The following is a 21,551-nucleotide window of genomic DNA, read 5'->3' on the forward strand; positions in this document are numbered from 1 at the left end:
GGCCCGCTGAAGGGCGGGCCGCTACCGCGGCAAGGGCGGGCGGATGCACCAAAAAATTCAACAACAAGTATGAAATCGATGCGATTATGCGTTTCTGACGCAAAAACGCATCTATTTCATAGAGCAAGCGATCAAAAATAGCAGTTGGGCCGCCAAGTCGGGCGCTGCCGCGGAATGGCAGCGGAAGGAGGTCGCGACTTATTGCCGGGTCGATTTTTCGTCTGTCGTAGGCGCGACGCCGTCCTGCCGTTCACCTCGTATGATCCGTTTGACGCGTGCCGGTCCCAAGTGCCGGCCCGGGACGCGGTCGATGCCCTGATCCCGCAGGCTGCGGTGATCGACCCGCGCCTCCACCCCGGCCTCGGCCAAGGCCTCGTTCTCTAGATCGGCGATCTTCTTGCGGACAGTAATAAGGTCTTCCCGCATCTGCTGGCGTGTCTTACCGCCGCTGAGCTTTCGGCAGCCACCCTTCTCCGGGTGCGTCGGGTTGTAGCGGGAGAAGTACTTTTCTGCCGGTCGCGGGATTCCGTCGGGTGCCCGGTCCGAGGTCATCACGTGGACGTGCGGATTCGGGTCGCCCGACAGTTTCCCATCTGGGCGATGCATGGCCAGTTGCCAGGGGCGGTCACCGGCAATCGCCTGAGCGATCTTCCGGCTCAGGTCCAGGTTCTTCTCGTCTGCCAGCTCATTCGGAAGCACCACGATCCATTCCCGATAGGCCGCGGCATTACTGCGCTCGTACTTGTCGGCCGCCTTCCAGAAGTCCTGCGGCTTGTCCTTACTCCACTCCGGCAGGTTTTCGAACTCGAAGGCCAGCAGGTCTTCCCGGTCCTCGTACTTCTTCCCGCTGCGAGCGTCGTAGCGGCTGTGCTCGACGCAGGTTCCCTTCTTGCCGCTTTTTACTTCAACACGATAGATGGCCATGTATGTTCTCCTTTGTTGTAGGCAAAAAAAACCGGCAAGGGAGGCCCTTGCCGGTCGTTGTGCTGCGTGGTGTTTGATAGCTGACGGGAGGAAAGGTTAACTGCGCTTCCTCATGCCCCCTAATTTATTGAAAGATCAACCACTGTCACTGCCGTGTGACGATCATCGATGAGTAATGCTCATTACCGTAGCCTCTCCGTATCTACATAGGGTTACCTTTAGTTATGTAGGGAAATACATGCAATCCTGTTTCTAGGTGGCATCTACAGGATCTAGCTACTTACACGGGGGAAAGCAGAAATAAGAGATCGTGCTCTGGCATGTTGGATCACCAACCGAAGTACTTTGCTAGTCCCAAGGACATTGACGCCGCAAGTGTTCGCATAGACCGACTCTGCAGGAACGAGCGCCTCGTGGAACGACTGCCACCACAGTTGTTCCACATCATGGTGCTGTCCGCGGAGGTGCGCGCCATACGCGGCTCAACATTTTTTGGAGCACCACTGACGTGAGTGATCGCTGTATCTTGCGATTACGCAGTCATTTCCATCGTCTAGCTAGACGCCGGCGCGGCTCACAGGGGAACAGGAGTGAATACTGCCGATACCACTGGCCTCCAGCTCGCGACCAGTTTGCGCTTCGGCTCGAGCAGTTCGCCCGTTTCCTCGGTGCTGGCGCATCGACCAGTGCGCGTATCCCAACGAGCTACGACATGATCACTGACTTCAAAGCAACTTTGTTTTGTCAAGGAAGCGGAACATCCCCGCCGCGAGATAGCCCCGAGCGATACGCTATGGAAGGAGCGGATCAATTGAACAGCCCGTTGTGAAAAGGCCAGCTCTTGTGAGCTGGCCGGGTGTTTCAGAAGCTTCCTTGCGGCGTGGCTCCAAGTGGCCATCGCTGCGGCTTCGTACGAATCTTGTACTTACGCTTGTCGCGCTCGTACGGGACTATCACGATCTCGTTCCAGCGGACCAGTACATCCACCGCAGCATCCATGCGGGCTTTGGGACGAAGCCCGCAGTTATGGGAGACCGTGGTGCTTTCAACCTCGGTTGCACCGAATTTCCAGTATTTCCGCTCCAGGTAGGTCAGTAGCTTCCTGGCGTCGACCTCTTCCGCGGGTTCACTTCCATCGACGAAGAGGCGGTGGAACTCCCACAGGTGCCACATCGCAATTTCGATGGCGCGCCTCAGGACATCCTCACTGATGCCTCCGGTATACCCTTCGAAGTAATGCATGATCGCCGCTATCCTGCTGGCATTCTCCATGGTCTTGGAAGCGATGTCGCTAATTTCGGCGTAGTCACCTCCCGGTCGCATCCCGAGTTCGATGTCATTGGCGGTACGGCGCCAAAGCGACGCGGCCTGTTCCGTGAACTGGAGGGTGAGGCGGGTGTTGGTTCTCGATTCGGCCAGCTTGTCGTTCAACTTGATGAGTTCGCCGAGGCGTGCGCGGAACCTGTCTAGGTCCGGCATGGTGGAGGAGTCAAAACGAGCCTGACGATAGCCCTTGTTCGAAGGCGGCATTGCGATCAGGAAGCGGGCAAGCGTTCCTGATCCGCGGGCAATATCACCCTTCTTCTGCATGTACTTCTGCACCACCTCGTAGTGGCTCATGACGTGCATCGTGGTCCTGGCATTATGGACCGTGATGACCTTGTTCCCGGCGCGAGCCAACGGTAGCGTCCGGGGGCCATCCCAGAGCTTGTTGAAGAGACCGAGGTTGCGCATGGCTGCGGATTCGAGGAGTAGCTGCCCTTCGTCGGTGATCAGGGCGATGGCTTGGCCATCACCCTCCAGCGCTTCGTGGATGGCGGTGGCGGTCATGTCCTGATGCACGATCTGTCGTGCCCTGGGGTGCGCCGGTTCAAGCCCGTTGTGCGCGATCAGCTCCAGCTCGAGCGGATCCGTGTCCAGGCCTTCCTCCTGGAGTTTTCGGATTCGCTTGAGGATCCCCTTCTTCTTCAGCTTCCAGATTTCGAGCTTGGACCTATGAATGTTCGTGTACTCATCCTGCTTTCGGGTGATCTCTTCGTCGTGTGCGTATAGCGGTGCCGCGACAAGGGAGTTGACCGCGCTGCGTCGCTCCCCGGACTCACCGATGAACATCAGGTACAACGACGCTGGGCTCAGCAATCCGTTCGCGACCGGAAGCACGACATCGATCAATCGCTGGCAGACTGCAGCCGCCGAGGACAGGAGCACAAGCGCGATCAGCGCATTTGGCGCTTGCGTTGCCGTATGCGTGTCCTTACCGGCATAGTGGAAGATGGGCGTAAGCGCATCGATCGGGTATTCGATCAAGTTCTTGCGCACCATTACGCGACCATTTTGTCGTTGGAGGTGATGTCGTTGGCAGTCGCTTCCGGTCCGGCTTGCGGCTGCAGTGCAAGCGGGTGACGGCAGGTCGGGCACAAGGCCGACCTGCCGTCAGCGCCACGGGTGCTGCGCTCATCATTCAGCAGCTTACGGAAGCTGGCTGCGTGCAGCTTCAGGTCGTAGCTATCGTTCAGCAGTGCGATGACATCCTTCTGCGAAAGTCCCTGCTTCATTGCCATTTCGATGAGCTCGTACGCTTCGGAGAAGGTGGTCTCCACGCCGGACGTCTTCTTGGACAGCGCTTGATCGATCTTGCGCTGCAGCTTGGCCAGGCGCTCGGCCTTGGCCTTGGTATCGGTGGCGGTATTGTTCTCGATCTTCATGGGTAGGCTCCTCAGTTAGCGGGTACGCGACGCAGCGGCGCAGATTTCGAGATAGGCGATGATCTCCGAGTGCCACCAGACCGAGGGCGAACGCTCGGACTTGCCCAATTTGAACGGTTGCGGTGCCAACCGGTCGTAAGCCGGGGACTGCGAGTTCAGGCGGTCATACCAGGCGGATTTGCTGATCGACAGGATCCGCAGCACTTCCGGCAGGCGAATGGCACGTTCATCGGCGGGGGCCTCGGCGCGGACCATCTCGAAGATGTTCTTGAGGCGGTCCAGGACGTTGCTTTCCATCAGCTCCCGGAGCAGATCCAAATCGCGAGAGGTCTGGGTGCCGCCGATTTCGGAGGCGAGAGCTGTCGCGAGCTTGCGGCGGCCTGGTGCGGTTACGGCGAGGGTCTTGGATGCGAGCATTACATTCTCTTCCTGTTGAGTTGCTCGTCCGCAGTAGTGCGTCCGAGTCCAAACAGGATGCGAAAATCGCATCAGGCTCGCTTCCGGTCAGGGGCTGACCGTTTGACAATTTAGGCTAATTGCGGTATCGCTTGGTGCCTGGCGGTGACGGCACCGTCTCTCGAATTACTACGGGGGCTTGTTCGTGACCCAGGCGCACGCTTAGCGTGTCGTCATTGGCCAGCAGGTTGATTAGGCGCGTGTGGTACTCGCCGGTTTCGAACTCGAACACTTCGCACGTGGCTCGCGCCGCGCTGGGTTCGGGCACAGCGGTGGTGAGAGGGGCCTTCTTTGCTTCGAACGCGGCGAATGCTTCAGCCATCTCCGGGTAGGGACCCTTGGGGCTGGCCCAGGAGTTGAGCGTGGCCTCCAGCCGGGCCGTGGCGCGGTCATCCGCGTTCGACTTGGCTCGTTCCGTCAGAGGCTCCTCCGTATTCCCACCGTCGAGCTCTCTCAGCTTGTCCAGGAGCACGTGCTTGCCATTCTTGTCCTTGTAGTCCTGTATGAAACCAATGACCGCCCGCTTGGCCTCGGCGACGCTTTTGATCCTCGTTTTGCCCTTAAGCGTGTCGAGTGCCTTCAGGACGATGTAGCGCTTGAACTCGGTGTCTTCGGCCCTCGCCTTGGCGGCGTAGAGCGCCATCGCCTGCGAAGCGGATTTCGTCGTATTCAAGCCGAGGTTGTAGTAGGCGAGGGCGATGATGTGCCAGACGCGGTCGCTATGGCCGTTGAGGCACAAACGCCGGGCTTCCTGCAGATACACCGCCGCGATCAGCAGGCCTTTGTAGGGATAGGGCTCTAGCTTGTTCCAGGATTCCGGAACCAGAGCATTGACGATGACCTGCTGGCGCAACCATTCCAGATCGGAGTGAGTGGCGGCCTGGCCACGCTTCCGCAGCTCGGCTTCGGCAAAGGCCCAGAGCGGGCTGACGTCCTCCAGCTCGTTCGCGTGGATCTGCTCGTGCCAGAGCAAGATGCCGTGCTCCACGAGTAAAGCCGGGTCCACGACCCTCTCGCCCTCGTACTCGTAAAGGAAGTGCGTCCTGGGGAAATTGATATCGGCGGGAAAGAGATGGCGCGGCTTGCTTGCTTCAGGATCTGCCTTCTTCTTGCTCATGATGCGGTCTTTTGGTATTTCTGGTGGTTAATGCGGAATACTACTTGTTCATTGGGCCGGCCCGCGCGGTGTTCGGGTCGTGAATCTGAAATGCGAACCTGCCACTAGCGGCTAGAACGCCTCGCTCTAAAGCGAGCCCAGGTAGGCGTGAGTGGATCCCGGGACACAGTTGCACTGCATCGGTAGCATAGGACTTTCTGTCGGACCTTAGGCGCTACCATTCGAGCGCTCAAAATTGAAAAAGCAGGGAGAGGGGGGGGCTTTCCATGGCTGCATCTGACATCAGTGTGCGCGACACGCTCAAGCTGCTTGATGGCTCGTTCGAGCCCTTCGCTGCCGGCGTGTCAAACGGGCTTTATGCATTCTGGTTGGGCTCCGGCATTTCATTCGGACGCGCGCCCAGTCTGCTCATCCTCGTCGGCAAAGTCGTTGAGTTTGTACGCTCGCGCATTGACCATGCAGATCCCAACTGCAGGTTCGCCCGTACTTTGGGAGAGATTCTCAATTTGGCCAGCGCTTCAGCGGACGAACGTGCGCGCTCGAAGTTCGATGAGCCCTTTGCCAGCTGGCCGGACCGGGATGCCCTTGCTGGGCGCTTGGTCAACAACTATTCCAAGCTGCTCGGCCTCACCGTCGATGGCGAGGACCTCGACTATCTTCTGTGGACCGTCATCGACGTCGGTGCGACGTTTTCGGGCACCGCTATGACTCCCGACGTGGAGCACCTCTGCCTGGCTGCCTTGAGTCTGGAAGGTGCGGTCCCTGAGATGCTCTCGGCTAACTGGGATCCGCTGATCGAAAGAGCTGTGGACGCACTGACGGCCGGCAATACAGCATTGAGCCCAACAGTCGTCGCCCGTCCCGCCGACCTTCAGCTGCCCCGCAACAAGACCCGCCTCATCAAATTTCACGGCTGCGCTGTCAGGGCTCAAGGTGACCCGGGCCAGTACCGCCAATGGTTGGTGGCGTCCAATGATCAGGTAACCGCCTTCTGCTCGCAGCCGAACAATCAAGGGCTGGTAACAGCATTGACGCACATCGTCGGGAGCAAGCGCACGCTGATGCTTGGCCTATCGGCCCAGGATGCTAATATCCAGGGAATCTTCAACAAAGCAGCTAACGAGTTGGCTTGGCAGCTCGGCGATCCTCAGCCGAGCTACGTGTTCTCAGAGCAAGAACTGGGCATGGACCAGCGATCACTTCTGAGAAACGTCTATCGCGACCAAATCACGTCAGCGAACCTGACAGCGGTGTTTGAGGCGGCGCGCATCCAGGCATACGCAAAGCGGTTGCTCACCGCGCTGCTGCTGGATGTGTGGTCGAGAAAGCTGCAGGCGCTGATCTCTCTCGCTCCAAGTCCGCTTCTGCCTACCGAGCGTCAGAACCTTTGCGCCGGCATCGTTTCGCTTCGCAACTACTTGGCAGATGCGGCGGAGCCGGAGCTCAACTTCATCGATGCGCTCATCGATCGGTTTGGTCGCGCCTGCAAGTTGCTACGCGACGGCCAAATCGAACACCCCAACGTCAGGTTTGAGCCGATTACGAATGACGTCGTGACGGCTCTCCCAGGTAATCTCGCCTTAGGGGCTCTCGGGTTACGCGAGGCAGCCGTTGCACTCGGCCTGTTGGGGATTGGCTTGAGCCGCGGTGACTGGACTGTGGAAGCTGAGGCTTTAGACAGAGAATCGGGTGTGCTGGCAGTTACCGGAAGAGGTGCAGCAGCGGCTCGCACCAAGGTCTACCTGACGGCCAGCGCGGCAGGCACCGCACTGCTTCACAGCGAGGGCCACCTGGTGGAAATAGAAAGCCCCCTCTTGATCCAGTCTCAAAAGCTGGGTGTACGAATGACCCGATCCCCAAGGGCGGCATCTGGGAGAACTGGATTAGCGAAAGCGCGCGAAGTCAGCATATCGACCCTACTGCAGACCTACGCCACCGCTGACGAGCTGTATGACGCATTCCGACAGGAGCTTGCGCTATGACTGATTCAACGCCGGTGGGCCGTGTCACGGTGGCTCTTGAGAATGCTGGGTACCAGCGGATCGCCAACGGACTCCAGATCGGCGAACTGAAGTTCCAGTTTCCGGCCGCGTTCGTGAAAGCGAAGAACTCAGCCGAACTTATCCTCGTCGTCGACATCGCAAGCGAGAGCGAGCCGCAGCTGACCCGTAAGGTCGATGGCGTGGCGCGCGCGCTGGACATCGCATCCTCCACACGGTCGCTCACCTTGGTGGTGACCGGCCCCCGTCCCAGTGCTGCCGCGCTGGAATCTCTAGGACGGGTCTGCCGGGTCCTTCCCACCGGCAATATCAGCGGTGACGACGGCGACGAAGTCCTTAAGAACTGGCTGGCTGTGCTTCTGCCACTGTCGTTGCCACAGCCTGAGTCCGTGGCGGGCAACTCTCTGGCCCGCATCCACGCCGTCGCGCAGACGCTGGACGAAACCACCAGGAAATTGATCGATGTTGCGTCGCAAGGGGAGGGTGCCGTTAGTAAGGAGCTGTACTCGATCATCGACGCCGCTGCTGTCCAGGCCAAGGAGAAGACCATATGACGCCGCGCATTACGTCCCTCACAGCCACCGACTTCCGCAGTCTTCGTGGAACTGTCACGGTCCCTATGGACAGCCCTGTTGTGTTGATCCATGGGCGTAATGGTGCTGGAAAGACCAGCTTATTGACGGCAATGGAACTTGGGCTGACTGGAAATCTGGCGTCGCTATCTCGGCTGGATCCGCTGTTTCGTGAACATCTGGTTCACAAGGAGGCGGTGTCCAAGAAGGCGGCGGTGTCGATCGGCGTCCACGGGCTTGGCGTCGACTTTCCTGCAGGGCATTTCGACATCCATGGCCACAAGTTTGCCGGCAGGCCGGCGCTGGATCCCGACCTGACCAAGCACTTCTCGGAGCGCTGCTACCTAGCGCAATCTACGTTGACCAGACTGCTGGAGTTCTACGAGGACAAGGCAGCAAATGGCACGGCGCTAACGCGGTTCGTCAAGGAGTTGCTAGGGCTGGATGCGCTAGATGCGCTCATTGACGGCCTGTACGATGCTGGTGACGTTCGCCGGCTCCGCGGCCATGCCGTGAGCTTCTGGGACATGCGCGAGCAGCTCCCGAGTTTGGATGACGAATTGAGCCGCTTGGCTAGAGAACTCACTGCCGCCGAAGGCCAGGCGGCTCAGCTCACGCAGACGGCGGAGCAGCGACTTGTACCACACTGGCCAGAACTTGCCAGTCTCTCGGCACAGGCGATGCTTGACCTGTTGAAAGACCAGTCGCAGGAGCCTGAGCTGCAACGGCTGACGCAGCTCAGGCGGGAGCTCAATGACACAGTTTCGCAAAGCCAGAGGGTGGCATCCACTATTGCTGCCGAACAACGCGAGGCCGTCGAAACGGCCGCCAGTGCAGCCGACGCTGCGCTGCGCGGCTGGTTGGATACCAGCGGCAAGCGCATGACGGAGCTGTTCGGCGTGCTCGGTGGCTACTTCTCTGATCTACCGTCACCCATTCAAAACCGCCCCGAATACGCCCGCGGCTACGCCCATCGGGCCATTACCACTGAGGTGACGAGATGTCAGCAGGTTCAGGGCAAGGATCAAGCAGCACAAAAGCAGGTTTCGACCCTTCAAACGGACCGGCAAGGCCTCACCACGCGGCTGGAAGAGATCGACAAGCAGATCGTGCAGCATTCGCGCGAGGCAGGCCAGCTTGCCCAAGCGCTGTCCACCTTAGTGCCCCATGTGCACACGGAAGAATGCCCGGTCTGTAGTCGGGACTTCGGTGAGATTTCGTCGTCGCCGTTGCTTGGTCATCTCACCGCCCGGATTGCGTCCCTGAACCAGTCGGCTGGCCTTCTCTCAGCCTTGTCGCAGGAGCGGGCGAACACGGTGAACGCCGTCGCGGCGAGAGATCGAGAGATCGGTGTCGCTCAGGCGCAAATACTCACGGCCGAAGTGAGAGCCGAATACGTGCAAAGGCTTGCAACCCTTGAAACGTCCTTGCAGGTTTTGTCTGCCCTGGAAGCGGAAGCCAAGGCTGGTGAAACCCTGTTCGGGCAAGCTGCCAACGCCGCGCAGGCCTTGGCATCGGCTCGCGCCGGCGATCAGCAATCAGCAGCCATTCGTAACTCTGCTGTTCGGTATGCCACGCTGCTCTCCATGGATTCCATCAGCGCCAACGAGCCTTTGCAAGCTGCGCTGCAGCGGTTCCTTGCTGAAGTCACTGCTCGGCTGGCGCGGTTGACAGAAAAAGAGTCGGCACGTCGCGATGGCGAGGCGGCGCTGAGGGAACTGCTGCTGAAGCAGCAAAATATTGAAGACATCAAAGCGAGGCAGCTGGAGCGCAGAACTGCTCGTCGAGGCCTGCATGAGGCGAAGGAAGCGGGGGAGCGCGCGATGGGACAGGCTCGCGAGCTTCTCAAGCTCGCTCAGGTCGAGCGTTCGCGTGTTGTTGGCCAGGTGTTCAACGATTCCTTGAATGCGGCATGGCGAGACCTCTTCGTTCGCCTGGCACCGGACGAGCCTTTTATCCCCGCCTTCGCTTTGCCCCAGGTTACGAAGGGCGACGTCGAAGCGAAGCTGGAGACCCACTACCGAGACGGCAGCAAGGGCGGAAATCCAAGGGCCATGCTCAGCGCCGGGAATCTCAACACGGCCGCGTTGACACTGTTCCTTGCGCTCCACCTGTCCGTGAAGCCGCAGCTGCCCTGGCTGATCATCGACGACCCGGTGCAAAGCATGGACGAGGTTCACATCTCGCAGTTCGCTGCGCTGTTGCGGACACTCTCCAAGCAGCATGGACGCCAGGTGATCATTGCTGTGCACGAAAAGCCCCTCTTCGACTACCTGTGCCTGGAGCTCAGTCCAGCGTTCGAAGGGGACCGTTTGATCACAGTAGAGTTGGGGCGTACGGCCAACGGAGACTCGGTAGCGAACACTCTGGTTAGAGACTGGAAACAAGACTTGGCGATTGCAGCGTAGCTATCTGCCCTCGCACTGGACTTCCCGAACCCTGAAACGGCCGCCTGGCTGAGACGTTATGTTGGTCTACGATTATACCGCCTCGTTTTAGCGATCAAACGACCAGTCGCAGTGAGTTTAGCGAATGGCTGCTCTTGGCCCGAAAACCGCCATTCCTTTATCTGCCGTCCAGCATCGCCCGGCTGGTCCCAGCGGATCGGTCTTGGTGATCAAATCCTACCGGCGTGCGTATGGGGGTCGGACGAGAACCGAGATGCTCGGGCCTGGAAGGCTGGCGCTGTTTTTGTCGGCACACGGGAGCGACACTTGCGTGCTTGGTTGGAAGGAGCTTTGCTTCAAGCTGTCCAAGGTCGACTAATGACGTCCGATTCACGTCGCCTCAAAAGTGAGTCAAAAAGTGAGTCGAAGTATTGGTTTTTTCAACATAAGTATATCCAAAACAAATAGATGCACTAGCTATTCGTGTGCTGGTGGGCCCACCAATTCAACCGGGGTGCGGTAGTTCTCGTTGTCTTCGCCATCCTTGGCGGGTTTTTCGTCTGCGTTGCGGACGTTGTCTCTTCCGTCTTGACGGTCTTCCTCGCGCCGGCCGCTCCTGAGCAGTCTTGCCACTGCCACTGCCGTTGCCAGTGCCGCTGCGGCTGCCGCTGCCGCTCGTCGGAGGATTCATCTGATCAACTCCCACCAAACAGTGCTCAGCGGTAACTCTGGCGCAAAGTGATTTTCTCGCTCTGTCGTAGTGATCGGCCGGCACCAGAAACGTCTATTGCCTAGTGCGTACAGCGCAGCTGGGATCGCATGGAAGAAGGCGCCCTCATGGCGTCTGCGCTTGAGCAACAATAGGAATATACAAAAACAGAAATGCCGCGCATTCTGTTTTTGTTAAGTGCGCGTCAACTATCGTTCCGCCCCGTTTGACGGCGCCATGAGTGGCTTTGCCGATTTCGCGATGTGGTTTTGCGCATCGCTTCCTGTGCGCGTGGCGGTAGTGCAGCGCAGTTTTCCATCGGCCATATGTGGTGGCTGTCAAAGAGGTTGATTCATGAAGTTTCTCACTATCCCGGCAGCCCTTGCCGCGACATTGCTTGTGTCCGGTTGCACAACCAGCAGCTGGATCCAGGCGGCCGGTGGCGTGATGCAGGCAAAGGATGACTATGACAAGCAGGCGCGCAACCAGCGCATCCGCGACGCCAACGCGGCGGCAGCGCGTGCGCGCCGGCAGTGAGCGCCGCCCCCATGACCAAGGCGATCCTGCTGGCGTGTGGTGTCTGCGCGGGTCTGTCCGCATGCATGCCCAGCGTTCTTCAATATGACCGCGGCAATCCGGTCGTGATCAGTTCGCTGCAGCAGGGGGCGACCCGCGAGTCAGTCCTGAGCGCCGCGGGACGGCCGCTGGATGCAATGGTGGTGCCCGGCATCAACGGCGTCTGCTACAACTATCTCCTGCGCAACCGCGGCAACACCTCGCCCTACTATGTGGTCTTCAACGCGCAGGGGCGCGTCGTCAACGCAGGCTATATCGCCTGCGAGAAGGCTCTCGCCGCGGGGTACCTGGATTCCAGTGAGCCAATCAAGCCGCGCTACTGATTGAACGACAACGCGATGCGCACGCGCGTCATCGCAACAGCGATGGCGCTTGGTCGATCCGCCACGCACCATTCAACGCGAGCACCACCGCGAACCTTCCGCACAGCAACACGTCGGCCTCGTTGTTCTCGCGCAGGTAGCGATCCGCCCCCGGCAGCATGAGTACCTCCACATCGCCGATGAAGTCATACCGCTCGTGATGCCGGGCGCGCACCATCACGCGATACGGCCCGCGAAGTGTGCGCACTACCGGCCGGGTTCCTGCGGCCTGCGCCGCCTTGATCAGGTCGATCACGTTGCCGCGCGGCATGCGCCAAACGATGCGCTCGGGTTGGCCGAACCACTCCAGCGCTTTCACCTCGCGGGTGTGCAGTGCGCGCGTGGGTGGCATGCGACCTAATGCCAGTGCTGCGCGGCGGCTGCGCAACGCACTCCACAGCATGCTGCCCACGATGAACAGCGCGGCCGCCATCAGGTACACGAACACCAGCCCGAACCACGGTGAGCTGTTGGGGATACCGAACAGCATGGCAAAGAAGATGAGCAGCATCACCCCCGTGATCCACTCGACCGTGTTGTTTCTTGTCGCCATGCCGGATCCCTTGAGTCACCCCGCAACACCCGGGGAGCCGGCCATTCTGACCCGGCAGGGGGCGCTCGTCAGCGGTTGGGTGACTTCTTTCGCAGGCTGAGGACGACGATGGCGATCACCGCTGCGATGGCGACCGGGATGAGCATCAAGCCGCCGATGATGATCCAGTGGTAGATACTGAAACTGCCCATGCGTAAGACCTTCCGTTGGTTGCTTCAATCCTACTATCTTTGTCCGTAGGCGGCATCGGGAACTGGGTGCTGGAGCCCATAAGCCGGAAAGGACGCTCGCATAACGCCTTTGGACCCCTATGCCATCCGGCACGTGGCCGGCGCCGCATCTGCCTGCTAGAAAGGCTGTCACGGACTTCCCCGGGGGTGATGCATGAAGCAACGCGTGTTGTCGGCCTGCGTGATGGCCCTGATCCCGTTCTGCGCCCAGGCGCAGATCGACCTGGCAAACCTGGACAAGGACATGGTCGGCCCACGCACCGAGGTCCTCGTGCTGGGCAGCGTGCACCTGAGCGAGCACGAGGCCTTCGATCCCAAGGCGCTGGATCCGCTGCTGGACAGGCTGGCGGCCTTCAAGCCCGGCTACATCACCATCGAAGCCATCAGCGGCGAGCAGTGCGATCTGGCCAAGCGCCATGCGGCGGTCTACGGCGATGACTACTGCGCCAGCACGGACACCGCGAAGACGGCCACGGGATTGGAGGTGCCGGCGGCGATCGTACAGGTCAACAGGACGTTGGCGGCCTGGCCGGCTGCCCCCACCGCCGCGCAGCGTCGCCAACTGGCCGCCCTGTTCCTTGCCGCTGGCGAACGGGCGTCTGCCTACGTGCAGTGGCTGCAGCTGCCCGTGGCCGAGCGACGCGCGGGCGACGGCCTGGACGGCAGCCTCGTCGAGCTGCTCAAGCAGATTCAAACGCGCAAGAACGAGAGCTACCAGATCGCTGCGATCCTGGCCGCGCGGCTCGGTCTGCAGCGCGTGTACGCCGTCGACGACCATACCGGTGACAATCACCAGATCGCCGACCGCAAGGCGTTCAGCGCCGCGCTCCAGCAGGCGTGGAGTGGGTATGGCCCCACGTTCGATGCCATGACGGAACGCGAAGCGGCCTTCATCGCGTCCAACGATCTGCTCTCGCTGTATCGCAGCGTCAACGATCCCGCGGCGCTGCAGGTGCTCGCCGAGTCCAACGTGCGCCCGACACTGGCCGCCGTGTCACCGCAGCACTACCCCCAGATCTGGGTGCAGGGCTGGGAAATCCGCAATCTGCGCATGGTCGCCAACATTCTCGAGGTTGTGCGTGACCACCCCGGCTCCCGCGTCCTGTCCATCGTCGGTGCCTCGCACAAGCCGTGGTTCGATGGCTGGCTGGGGCAGGTCTCGGGGGTGGATATCGTGGACACGCAGGAAGTGCTAAAGGAGTAGGAGGGCACCGCCCGCAGCGCCCTCCACCTGCCTCAGAACCGATAGCCGACTTCCGCACCGACGATGCGCGGGCGGTCGATGGGACCGTAGTAGTTGCCGTCACGGCCGAACGCCAGGTTGTCGAAGATCAACCCGTTGATGCGTCGCTTGTTGGTCAGGTTGTCGACGTACACGCGCGTGCTCCACGGTCCGGTTTCATAACCGAGCTGCACGCCGAGGATGGCCACAGCCGACTCGTAGGCGCGATTGCGTTCGTCCAGCGCCATGCGGCCATTGAACGATGACTCCACGCGCGCGAACAGCCCGGAGCGGTGCTGGTAGCGTGCGGCAAGATACGCCGTGTACTGCGGAGTGAGTTTGACGTCGTTGCCGGCCAGGCTTTCATTGGCGCCGACGAACAGCTTGCGGTACTCGGCGTCCACGTAGCCCGCGTTGGCGGTCAACGTCAGGCCGGGCAGGACCTCCAGCGCGCCTTCCAGCTCCACGCCGCGCGAGCGGATGCACGCATCCGAGCCTACGTAGTCGGAGGAGATCGGCCGGCCGTTGGCATCGGTGGCCAGCTGGATTTCCTGCCAGTTGTCCGAGGTGATGTGGAACACCGCGCCACCGATATGCCCCCGCCCGCCGAGCACGTTCATCTTGAAGCCGAGCTCGTGGCTCCACATCATTTCCGATTCGTAGCGCAGCACTTTGTCGTTGACGACGTCACTCTGCGCGGCCGCCAGATTGAAGCCGCCCGGAATGTAGCCCTTGGCGGATGCGGCGTAGAACGAGAGCGTGTCGCTGGCGTCGTAGCGCAGTGACACGCGTGGCAGCGTGGCAGTGAAGGTGTGTGCGAGCTCGGCATCGCGATAGAACACCAGGCCGCCCGGGCCCAGATCGAGCGTGCCTTCGCGCTGGCGGGTGGAGCGCTTGGCCTGCTCATGGCGCAGGCCAACGCTGGCGGTCAGTTTCGGCAGCGAGGGTGGGGTGTAGCTGGCCGTGCCGAACACGCTGTAGTCCTGGCCATCCGAGCCCTGCAGCGGAGCGAGGTCATAGCTGCCTAGGCCGCGCAACGGCGGGCCGACCAGCGTGCCCAGGATGGAGTCCTTGTGGTGCCGGTAGGTGGAGATGCCGGCGATGTAGGTCAGGGCCTGATCGCTGGGGGAGCTGAAGCGCAGCTCGCCGTTCCAGCTGTGCTGTTTGTCGTAGATGCGGCCGGCCAGCGCGGGTGTGGCGGTCATGTCAAAGTCGTAGCCGGCGGAGGTGTCCTCCTCTTGGCGGTAGGACAGGGCCGCATCCAGAGTGCCGCCGGACAATTGCCATTGCGCGCTGGTGCCGGCGACGGTTTCATTCTTGGTGGTGCGCTTGGGCGCATCGTTGATGTAGGTGAAGTCACCGGTACCACGGCCGCCGTTGTAGAGATCGCCGTAGGTGCGGTTATACAGGCCGACATCCAGCGGCAGATATTCGTACTCGAACATCCCGGGTGCACGCGTGCCCAGGTGATAGGCGATCGCATTGATGGCCAGCGTATCGGTCGGCTCCCAGCGAAGTTTGCCCTGCACGTAGGTTTCCTGGACCTTGCCTTTTACGCCATTGAACGGCGTGAGGTTCTTGAGGTGGCTGTCTTCGTCCGAGGCCATGAACGCCATCGAGCCGAACAACCGGTCGCTCTTGCCAAGCGCGCCGCCGAGGAAGCCATCCACGCTGCGGCCATGACCGTTGCTGAAGGAGGTCAGCCCGACATTCACCTCACCTTCGGTCGTCGCCGACGGTGCGCGCGTGCGCACCAGCACCAGGCCGGATTCGCTGTTGGCACCGTACAGCGTGCCCTGTGGCCCGCGCAGGATCTCCACCGACTCGACATGGTTCAACACCGCGTTGCTCAGTTCGCGGAACGGGATGCCGTCGATGTAGACCGAGGCGCGGTTGACCAGAAACGGGTTGGACTCGATGCCGCGGATGGAGATGAACATGTCGCTGAGCTGGCCCATCACGTTGAACTTCACGTTAGGCGCCAGCTTGTCCAGGTCGCGGAACTCGGTGACGTGCGCTTCCTTGAGCGCTTCGCGGTCGAGCACGGTGACCGACATGTCACTCTTGAGGTACGGGGTATCGCGTTTGCTGCCGGTGACCACGATGCCGTCCAGCTCGGTGGCCTTGGCGGGTGGGGTGGACTGGGCCTGGGCGGGCGCACTGGGCAGCAACTGAAGCGCGGCGAGCACGGCGCCGGCAAGTACAGCGTGTTTCACGAGGAGCCTCTGGGGTGGTGGCGCGCACCACGGTGATGGGGAGGAATCGCAAATGTTATTGTGTAACAATGAGGTGCTGCCGCTCCATTCCCGGCAGGGCGGATCCAGAACTGGACACCTGATGACCTGCGCCACTGCCACGCCAGCGACAGCGGTGGCCGCCCGTGTGGCGGCCGAAGCCGGCCGTCCGCTGGACGCCTGCGTCGGCAGCGCCGACGGCTCGGTGCTGATGCTCCGCCATGCGTTTGCGGCGGCGCAGGGCACGATGGGTGAGGGTGGTGCGCTGCGCATCGGGCTGCTCACGGCGGGCGGCGGCACCCTGTATCAGCGCACGGCGCTCGGACGCATCGCGCAGCCCTGGTGCGCAGGCGCGTTCAATGTTGTGTTGCCGGACTGCCCAGGCGAATTCCGCAGCCCAGCGCTGGCGCTGCTGGGCCTGGCCATCGACGCGCGGCATCTGCAGGGGCACGACGTGCGCTTGGAGCAGCTGCATCGCGCAGCATCGGCGCTGCATGGGGACCCGGTGATCGCCTCGGTGATGGGGGCGCTATGGCACTGCGCTGAAGCGCATGCAGGCTCAGCCGCGTTCTTCGAGCACGGTGTCGATCTGGTGCTGAAGCGGTTGGCGGGACTTCCGGTTGCGTCGCCCCCGACGCGACGCGCGTTGTCGCCGGCGCACGTCAAGCGCGTGCAGGAACTGATCGATGCCCATCTCGGCGACGATCTGGGCGTCGCCCGCATGGCGCAGGAAGTCGGGCAGGAAGCCAGTGGCTTCAGTCGTGGCTTCCGGCTGGCGACCGGCATGACGCCCTACGCGTACCTCACCTGGCGCCGGATGGAAGCGGCCAAGCCGATGCTGCTGGCCGGCCGCAGCGTCACCGAGGTCGCCCTGGCGATGGGCTATGCCAACCCCGGCAAGTTCGCCGCGGCGTTCCGGCGGGTGACCGGGCAGCCACCGTCGCGCTGGGCAGGCAACGCGCGAGGTGAACTGGCTGGCCATGTTTGAGGCCATCGGAGGACTGCGCTATCCTGCGCGCCGCTTCCACTGCCCCGGCAGGACCCTTGTGATGACGCCACCCTGATACCGCGTTGACGACGCGCCGGCCCTTGCGCTGGCTCAGGGAGTGCTTTGTCTTCATCACACAACGCGCCGTGCGGATCGCCGGTGCGTGGAGTCTGTCCATGTCTGTTTCCTATCCGCTGCGCCAGCAATGGTTCGGCAATATCCGCGGTGATCTGCTGTCCGGCGCGGTGGTCGCCCTCGCGCTGATTCCCGAGGCGATCGCCTTCTCCATCATCGCCGGGGTCGACCCCAAGGTCGGCCTGTACGCCTCGTTCTGCATCGCGGTGGTCACCGCCATCGCGGGCGGGCGGCCGGGCATGATCTCCGCGGCCACCGGCGCGATGGCGCTGGTGATGGTCGATCTGGTCCGCGACCACGGCCTGCAGTACCTGCTGGCCGCGACGATCCTGGCCGGGCTGCTGCAGATCGTCGCGGGCGCGCTGAAACTCGGCGCCTTGATGCGCTTCGTCTCGCGCTCGGTGATCACCGGCTTCGTCAACGCACTGGCGATCCTGATTTTCCTGGCGCAGCTGCCCGAATTGATGGGGATGCCATGGACGGTGTACGCCGTGTGCGCGGCGGGCCTGGCGATCATCTACCTGCTGCCGCTGCTGACCCGGGCGGTGCCTTCGCCGCTGGTGGCGATCGTGGTGCTCACCGGGCTGTCGATCTGGCTGGGCCTGGACATCCGCACCGTGGGCGACATGGGCGCGCTGCCGGACAGCCTGCCGGCCTTCCTGCTGCCGGACGTGCCGCTCACCTGGGAAACGCTGCGCATCCTGCTGCCGGTCTCGGCCACGCTGGCGGTGGTGGGCCTGCTGGAATCGATGATGACCGCGCAGATCGTGGAAGACATGACCGACACGCCCAGCCAGCGCAACCGTGAATGTGCCGGCCAGGGCCTGGCCAACATCACGGCCGGGCTGTTCGGCGGCATGGGCGGCTGCGCCATGATCGGCCAGTCGGTGATCAACGTCTCATCCGGGGGCCGCGGGCGGTTGTCCTGCCTGGTGGCTGGCGTGTTGTTGCTGCTGCTGGTGGTCTACGGCGCGGAGTGGGTCCGGCAGATTCCGATGGCCGCGCTGGTCGCGGTGATGATCATGGTCAGCATCGGCACCTTCCATTGGCGCTCGTTCGCCGAGTTCCGGCTGCATCCCAAGAGCTCCTCGCTGGTGATGCTGGGCACGGTGATCGTGACGGTTGCCACGCATGACCTGGCCAAGGGCGTGCTCACCGGGGTGCTGCTGTCGGCGCTGTTCTTTGCCCGCAAGGTCGGCCGGATGCTGGACATCGCCGATGCCGAAGCCGCCGACGGCAGCCGTGTCTACACGGTCCGCGGGCAGGTGTTCTTCGCCTCGGCCGGGCAGTTCGCGGCGGCCTTCGATCTGCTGCATGTGCCCGAGCACGTGGTCATCGATCTGAGCAACGCGCACTTCTGGGATCTCAGTGCGGTCGGTGCACTGGAGCGGGTGACCGGCAAGCTGCGCGCGCGTGGCGCCAGCGTGGAGGTGATCGGACTCAATGCCGCCAGCCAGACGCTGGTGGAGCGGCTGGGGCGTGGCGAGCGCGGCGCGGGCGTTCACTGAACACGGTCAGGAAGCGGCGCTAAACATCGGGCCGATCACGCCGTTATCCAGCTGAGTCCCTTCTCTGGGCCGGCGCCGTCAGGGTGCCGGCAGGTGGTATCTCCACAGAGCAGGGCGGTGGCATCGACCCCTGCTGGCCGCGCCGTGATGACACCGCGCGCGTGCCGGCCCGCAATGGACTGCGTGTTTCCGTGGCGGCGCACGCGTGCGTCCGCCGGTATGCCCTTTTTCCGGAACCGCCCCCCCATGCCCGTGTCCCGCCCCACCGCGTCCAAGCGCCCTGGCAGCATCGCCAACCGACTGATGCTGGGTACTGCGTTGATCGCCATGCTCTGCTTCGGTGTCACCGCCGCCATCAGCTATCGCGAAGCCAGCGCGTCGCTGGTCGATGCCTCACGCCACACCATGCAGAGCGAGGCCCAGGCCGAAGCGCTGCGGGTGAGTGGTGATCTCTCCAGTGCCTTCGCCACCAGCCAGGCGCTGGCGCAGAACCTGCTGGTGCAGCGCGCCGCGGGTACGCTGTCACGGGCGACCGTCGCCGCCGTGATCCACCAGCAGGTGCAGGTACACCCGGAGTGGGTCGGGTTCGGCACGCTGTGGGAGCCGGAAGCCTTCGATGGCAAGGACACCGAGTTCGTCGGTGCCGAGGCACACGATGACACCGGCCGGTTCATGAGCTACTGGGCCTGGCACGACGGTGCGCCGATGCAGGATGCGCTGAAGGGCTACGACGTGCCCGGCGACGGCGACTGGTATCTCAAGCCAAAGGAGTTGAAGCGGCAGACGGTGGCCGAGCCTTATACCTACGAAATCGGCGGCCAGAAGGTGCTGATGACCACGCTGTCCACCCCGGTGATCGATGACGGCACCTTCCTCGGCGTGGTGACGGTGGATTTCGCGCTGGCCGCACTGCAGAAGCACCTGGCCGCGTTGCGCCCGATGGGCGAAGGCCACGTTGAACTGATCTCGCCCGGCGGCATCGTGCTGGCTGCGGAGGACCCGAACGAGATCGGCAAGCGTCGCGAGGATGCGGTGACCACGCAGGTGTTGGCCGCGGTGAAGGCGGACAAGACCTTCGATGCCTTCGAACCGGATGCGGCCGGCAACGTAAAGGCCTATGTGCCGCTGCGCATCGGTGGCAGCCAGGAGCATTTCGCGCTCGGTGTGATCGTGCCGCACGCGCTGATCACCGCGCAGGCACGTGCGCTGCTGTGGATCATTCTCGCCGTTGGCCTGGGCGCGGCGCTGGTGCTCAGCGGCAGCGTGTACGTGCTGCTGCGCCGCCAGGCGATCCGTCCGTTGGCCGATGCGGTACGCCTGTCCGCCGAGGTGGCCGAAGGCCGTCTGGACACGCCGCTGCCGCCCGCGCGCAACGACGAAGTCGGGCGCCTGCTCGAATCGATGCAGCGCATGCGCAGCCAGCTGCGCGCCGTGATGGCGGCGCAGGGCGAGATGGCCCAGCGCCACGACGCCGGTGAGTTGAGCTACCGCATGGACGCGCAGGCCTTCCCAGGCGAGTACGGCAAGATGGTGGAAGACACCAATCAGCTGGTTGGCGCCAACATCGCGGTCACGCGCCGTCTGGTCGAGGTGATGCAGCGCTACGCGGTCGGTGACCTGAGCCAGGACATGGACCGCCTGCCCGGCGAGCAGGCCGCCTTTACCGCGGCGATGGATACCACCAAGGCCAACCTGCGCGCCATCAATACCCAGATCGGGGACCTGGCCGGCGCGGCGGCGGTGGGCGATTTCAGCCAGCGTGGTGACGTGGTGCGCTTCGACCACGACTTCCGCGCCATGGTCGAAAACCTCAACACGATGATGCAGGTCAGTGATGACAATCTGCAGCAGATTTCCGCGCTGCTGCGCGCCATCGCAGCGGGTGATCTCACGGCACGCATGCGCGGTGAGTTCCATGGCGTGTTCGCCCGGATGCGTGACGACGCCGATACCACGGTCGCGCAGCTGACCGATATCGTCGGCCGCATCCAGCAGGCCACCGGCAGCATCAACCTGGCCGCCGGTGAGATCGCCGCGGGCAACAGCGATCTGTCGCGCCGCACCGAGCAGCAGGCCGCCAGCCTGGAAGAGACCGCCGCCTCTATGGAGGAGCTCACCTCCACGGTCCGGCAGAACGCGGACCATGCGGTGCAGGCCAACCAGCTCGCCGCCGGTGCTGCCGAGGTGGCCTCGCAGGGCGGTATGGTGGTCGGCCAGGTCGTGACCACCATGGCCGGCATCGAGGCCTCGTCCAAGCGTATCGCCGAGATCATCTCGGTGATCGACGGCATTGCCTTCCAGACCAACATCCTGGCCTTGAACGCCGCCGTCGAAGCAGCCCGGGCCGGCGAGCAGGGCCGTGGTTTCGCGGTGGTGGCCACGGAAGTGCGCGCGCTGGCCCAGCGCTCGGCGGGCGCCGCCAAGGAGATCAAGACGTTGATCGACGACTCGGTGACCCAAGTCAGTGCGGGCTCGGCACTGGTGCAGACCGCTGGCCGCACGATGGAGGAGATCGTCACCGGCGTGCGTCGGGTCAACGACATCATGGCCGAGATCTCGGCCGCCTCGAAAGAGCAGTCTGCCGGCATCGAGCAGGTCAACCAGACCATCACCCAGATGGACGAGACCACACAGCAGAATGCCGCGCTGGTGGAGGAAGCCACGGCGGCGGCGCGTGCGATGGAGGAGCAGGCCCAGCAGCTGGGTACTGCGGTGGCGATCTTCCGCCTGCAGTCCAGTGCTGGCGCGGCCAGCACATCGGCACGCCGGGCCGCGCCCGCGCGCAGCACCGCGCGGATGCCGGCAGCGGCCGTGGCCGGAGACGACTGGCAGACTTTCTGATCCTGCCCGGCGTGCCACATCCCATGGCGCGC

At 62.7% G+C, this 21,551-nt stretch carries 17 protein-coding genes; 9 read left to right on the forward strand and 8 right to left on the reverse strand.

What is annotated here, in order from left to right; all coding sequences use genetic code 11:
• Positions 1-198 precede the first annotated feature (198 nt).
• The 5 genes from HMPREF3113_RS09420 to HMPREF3113_RS09440 form a co-directional block, all read right to left on the reverse strand.
• Complete coding sequence (locus tag HMPREF3113_RS09420) at positions 199-924, reverse strand: MobA/MobL family protein (protein WP_070471861.1); 726 nt, start codon at positions 922-924, stop codon at positions 199-201.
• 861 nt (positions 925-1,785) lie between these two features.
• Positions 1,786-3,246, reverse strand: coding sequence for a YfjI family protein (locus HMPREF3113_RS09425; protein WP_070471862.1), 1,461 nt, complete (start codon positions 3,244-3,246; stop codon positions 1,786-1,788).
• On the reverse strand, positions 3,246-3,629 hold the full coding sequence (locus tag HMPREF3113_RS09430) for a hypothetical protein (protein ID WP_070471863.1): 384 nt from the start codon (positions 3,627-3,629) through the stop codon (positions 3,246-3,248). Before HMPREF3113_RS09430 ends, HMPREF3113_RS09425 begins: the two co-directional genes overlap by 1 nt.
• Before the next feature lie 15 nt (positions 3,630-3,644).
• A complete protein-coding gene (locus tag HMPREF3113_RS09435) occupies positions 3,645-4,046 on the reverse strand; it encodes a helix-turn-helix transcriptional regulator (protein WP_070471864.1) in 402 nt (133 codons plus the stop codon).
• Positions 4,047-4,161: 115 nt separating this feature from the next.
• The gene (locus tag HMPREF3113_RS09440; RefSeq protein ID WP_070471865.1) at positions 4,162-5,202 is read right to left on the reverse strand and encodes a hypothetical protein; all 1,041 of its coding nucleotides are present in this window, start codon (positions 5,200-5,202) and stop codon (positions 4,162-4,164) included.
• Between the two features lie 266 nt (positions 5,203-5,468).
• Here HMPREF3113_RS09440 and HMPREF3113_RS09445 point away from each other — a divergent pair, with 266 nt between their 5' ends.
• The 5 genes from HMPREF3113_RS09445 to HMPREF3113_RS09465 all read left to right on the forward strand — a co-directional run bounded on the left by HMPREF3113_RS09445 (position 5,469) and on the right by HMPREF3113_RS09465 (position 11,769).
• Positions 5,469-7,184 (forward strand): SIR2 family protein, encoded by a 1,716-nt coding sequence (locus HMPREF3113_RS09445; protein ID WP_070471866.1) that lies wholly within the window; start codon positions 5,469-5,471, stop codon positions 7,182-7,184.
• On the forward strand, positions 7,181-7,756 hold the full coding sequence (locus HMPREF3113_RS09450; RefSeq protein WP_070471867.1) for a hypothetical protein: 576 nt from the start codon (positions 7,181-7,183) through the stop codon (positions 7,754-7,756). The genes HMPREF3113_RS09445 and HMPREF3113_RS09450 overlap by 4 nt, the downstream gene beginning before the upstream one ends.
• A complete protein-coding gene (locus tag HMPREF3113_RS09455) occupies positions 7,753-10,182 on the forward strand; it encodes an AAA family ATPase (protein ID WP_070471868.1) in 2,430 nt (809 codons plus the stop codon). The genes HMPREF3113_RS09450 and HMPREF3113_RS09455 overlap by 4 nt, the downstream gene beginning before the upstream one ends.
• 1,042 nt (positions 10,183-11,224) lie before the next feature.
• Entirely contained in the window at positions 11,225-11,407 is a 183-nt protein-coding gene (locus HMPREF3113_RS09460; RefSeq protein ID WP_070471869.1) for a hypothetical protein, read from the forward strand.
• 11 nt (positions 11,408-11,418) lie between these two features.
• Positions 11,419-11,769, forward strand: coding sequence for an outer membrane protein assembly factor BamE (locus tag HMPREF3113_RS09465; RefSeq protein WP_070471870.1), 351 nt, complete (start codon positions 11,419-11,421; stop codon positions 11,767-11,769).
• 28 nt (positions 11,770-11,797) lie between these two features.
• Here HMPREF3113_RS09465 and HMPREF3113_RS09470 read toward each other — a convergent pair whose 3' ends face one another.
• Positions 11,798-12,322 carry an intracellular growth attenuator family protein gene (locus tag HMPREF3113_RS09470; RefSeq protein ID WP_139146333.1) on the reverse strand — a complete coding sequence of 175 codons (525 nt, stop codon included), beginning with the start codon at positions 12,320-12,322 and terminating at the stop codon, positions 11,798-11,800.
• Positions 12,323-12,429: 107 nt separating this feature from the next.
• Positions 12,430-12,552: a Sec-independent protein translocase family protein gene (locus HMPREF3113_RS19110; protein WP_259462124.1), complete on the reverse strand. Its 123-nt coding sequence runs from the start codon at positions 12,550-12,552 to the stop codon at positions 12,430-12,432.
• Between the two features lie 193 nt (positions 12,553-12,745).
• Between HMPREF3113_RS19110 and HMPREF3113_RS09475 the strand changes: the two genes are divergently transcribed.
• On the forward strand, positions 12,746-13,795 hold the full coding sequence (locus HMPREF3113_RS09475; protein WP_070471872.1) for a DUF5694 domain-containing protein: 1,050 nt from the start codon (positions 12,746-12,748) through the stop codon (positions 13,793-13,795).
• A 32-nt stretch (positions 13,796-13,827) separates the two neighbouring features.
• Here the strand turns inward: HMPREF3113_RS09475 and HMPREF3113_RS09480 are convergent, their stop codons facing one another.
• Complete coding sequence (locus HMPREF3113_RS09480) at positions 13,828-16,029, reverse strand: TonB-dependent receptor (RefSeq protein WP_070471873.1); 2,202 nt, start codon at positions 16,027-16,029, stop codon at positions 13,828-13,830.
• 121 nt (positions 16,030-16,150) lie between these two features.
• Here HMPREF3113_RS09480 and HMPREF3113_RS09485 point away from each other — a divergent pair, with 121 nt between their 5' ends.
• From HMPREF3113_RS09485 to HMPREF3113_RS09495, 3 genes are all read left to right on the forward strand, one after another.
• Positions 16,151-17,035 carry a helix-turn-helix domain-containing protein gene (locus tag HMPREF3113_RS09485; RefSeq protein ID WP_070471874.1) on the forward strand — a complete coding sequence of 295 codons (885 nt, stop codon included), beginning with the start codon at positions 16,151-16,153 and terminating at the stop codon, positions 17,033-17,035.
• 176 nt (positions 17,036-17,211) lie between these two features.
• Positions 17,212-18,678 carry a SulP family inorganic anion transporter gene (locus tag HMPREF3113_RS09490; protein WP_070471875.1) on the forward strand — a complete coding sequence of 489 codons (1,467 nt, stop codon included), beginning with the start codon at positions 17,212-17,214 and terminating at the stop codon, positions 18,676-18,678.
• A 246-nt stretch (positions 18,679-18,924) separates the two neighbouring features.
• Positions 18,925-21,519 (forward strand): methyl-accepting chemotaxis protein, encoded by a 2,595-nt coding sequence (locus HMPREF3113_RS09495; protein WP_070471876.1) that lies wholly within the window; start codon positions 18,925-18,927, stop codon positions 21,517-21,519.
• Positions 21,520-21,551 lie beyond the last annotated feature (32 nt).

The sequence above is a fragment of the Stenotrophomonas sp. HMSC10F06 genome (assembly GCF_001807865.1).
Lineage (GTDB): Bacteria > Pseudomonadota > Gammaproteobacteria > Xanthomonadales > Xanthomonadaceae > Stenotrophomonas > Stenotrophomonas bentonitica_A.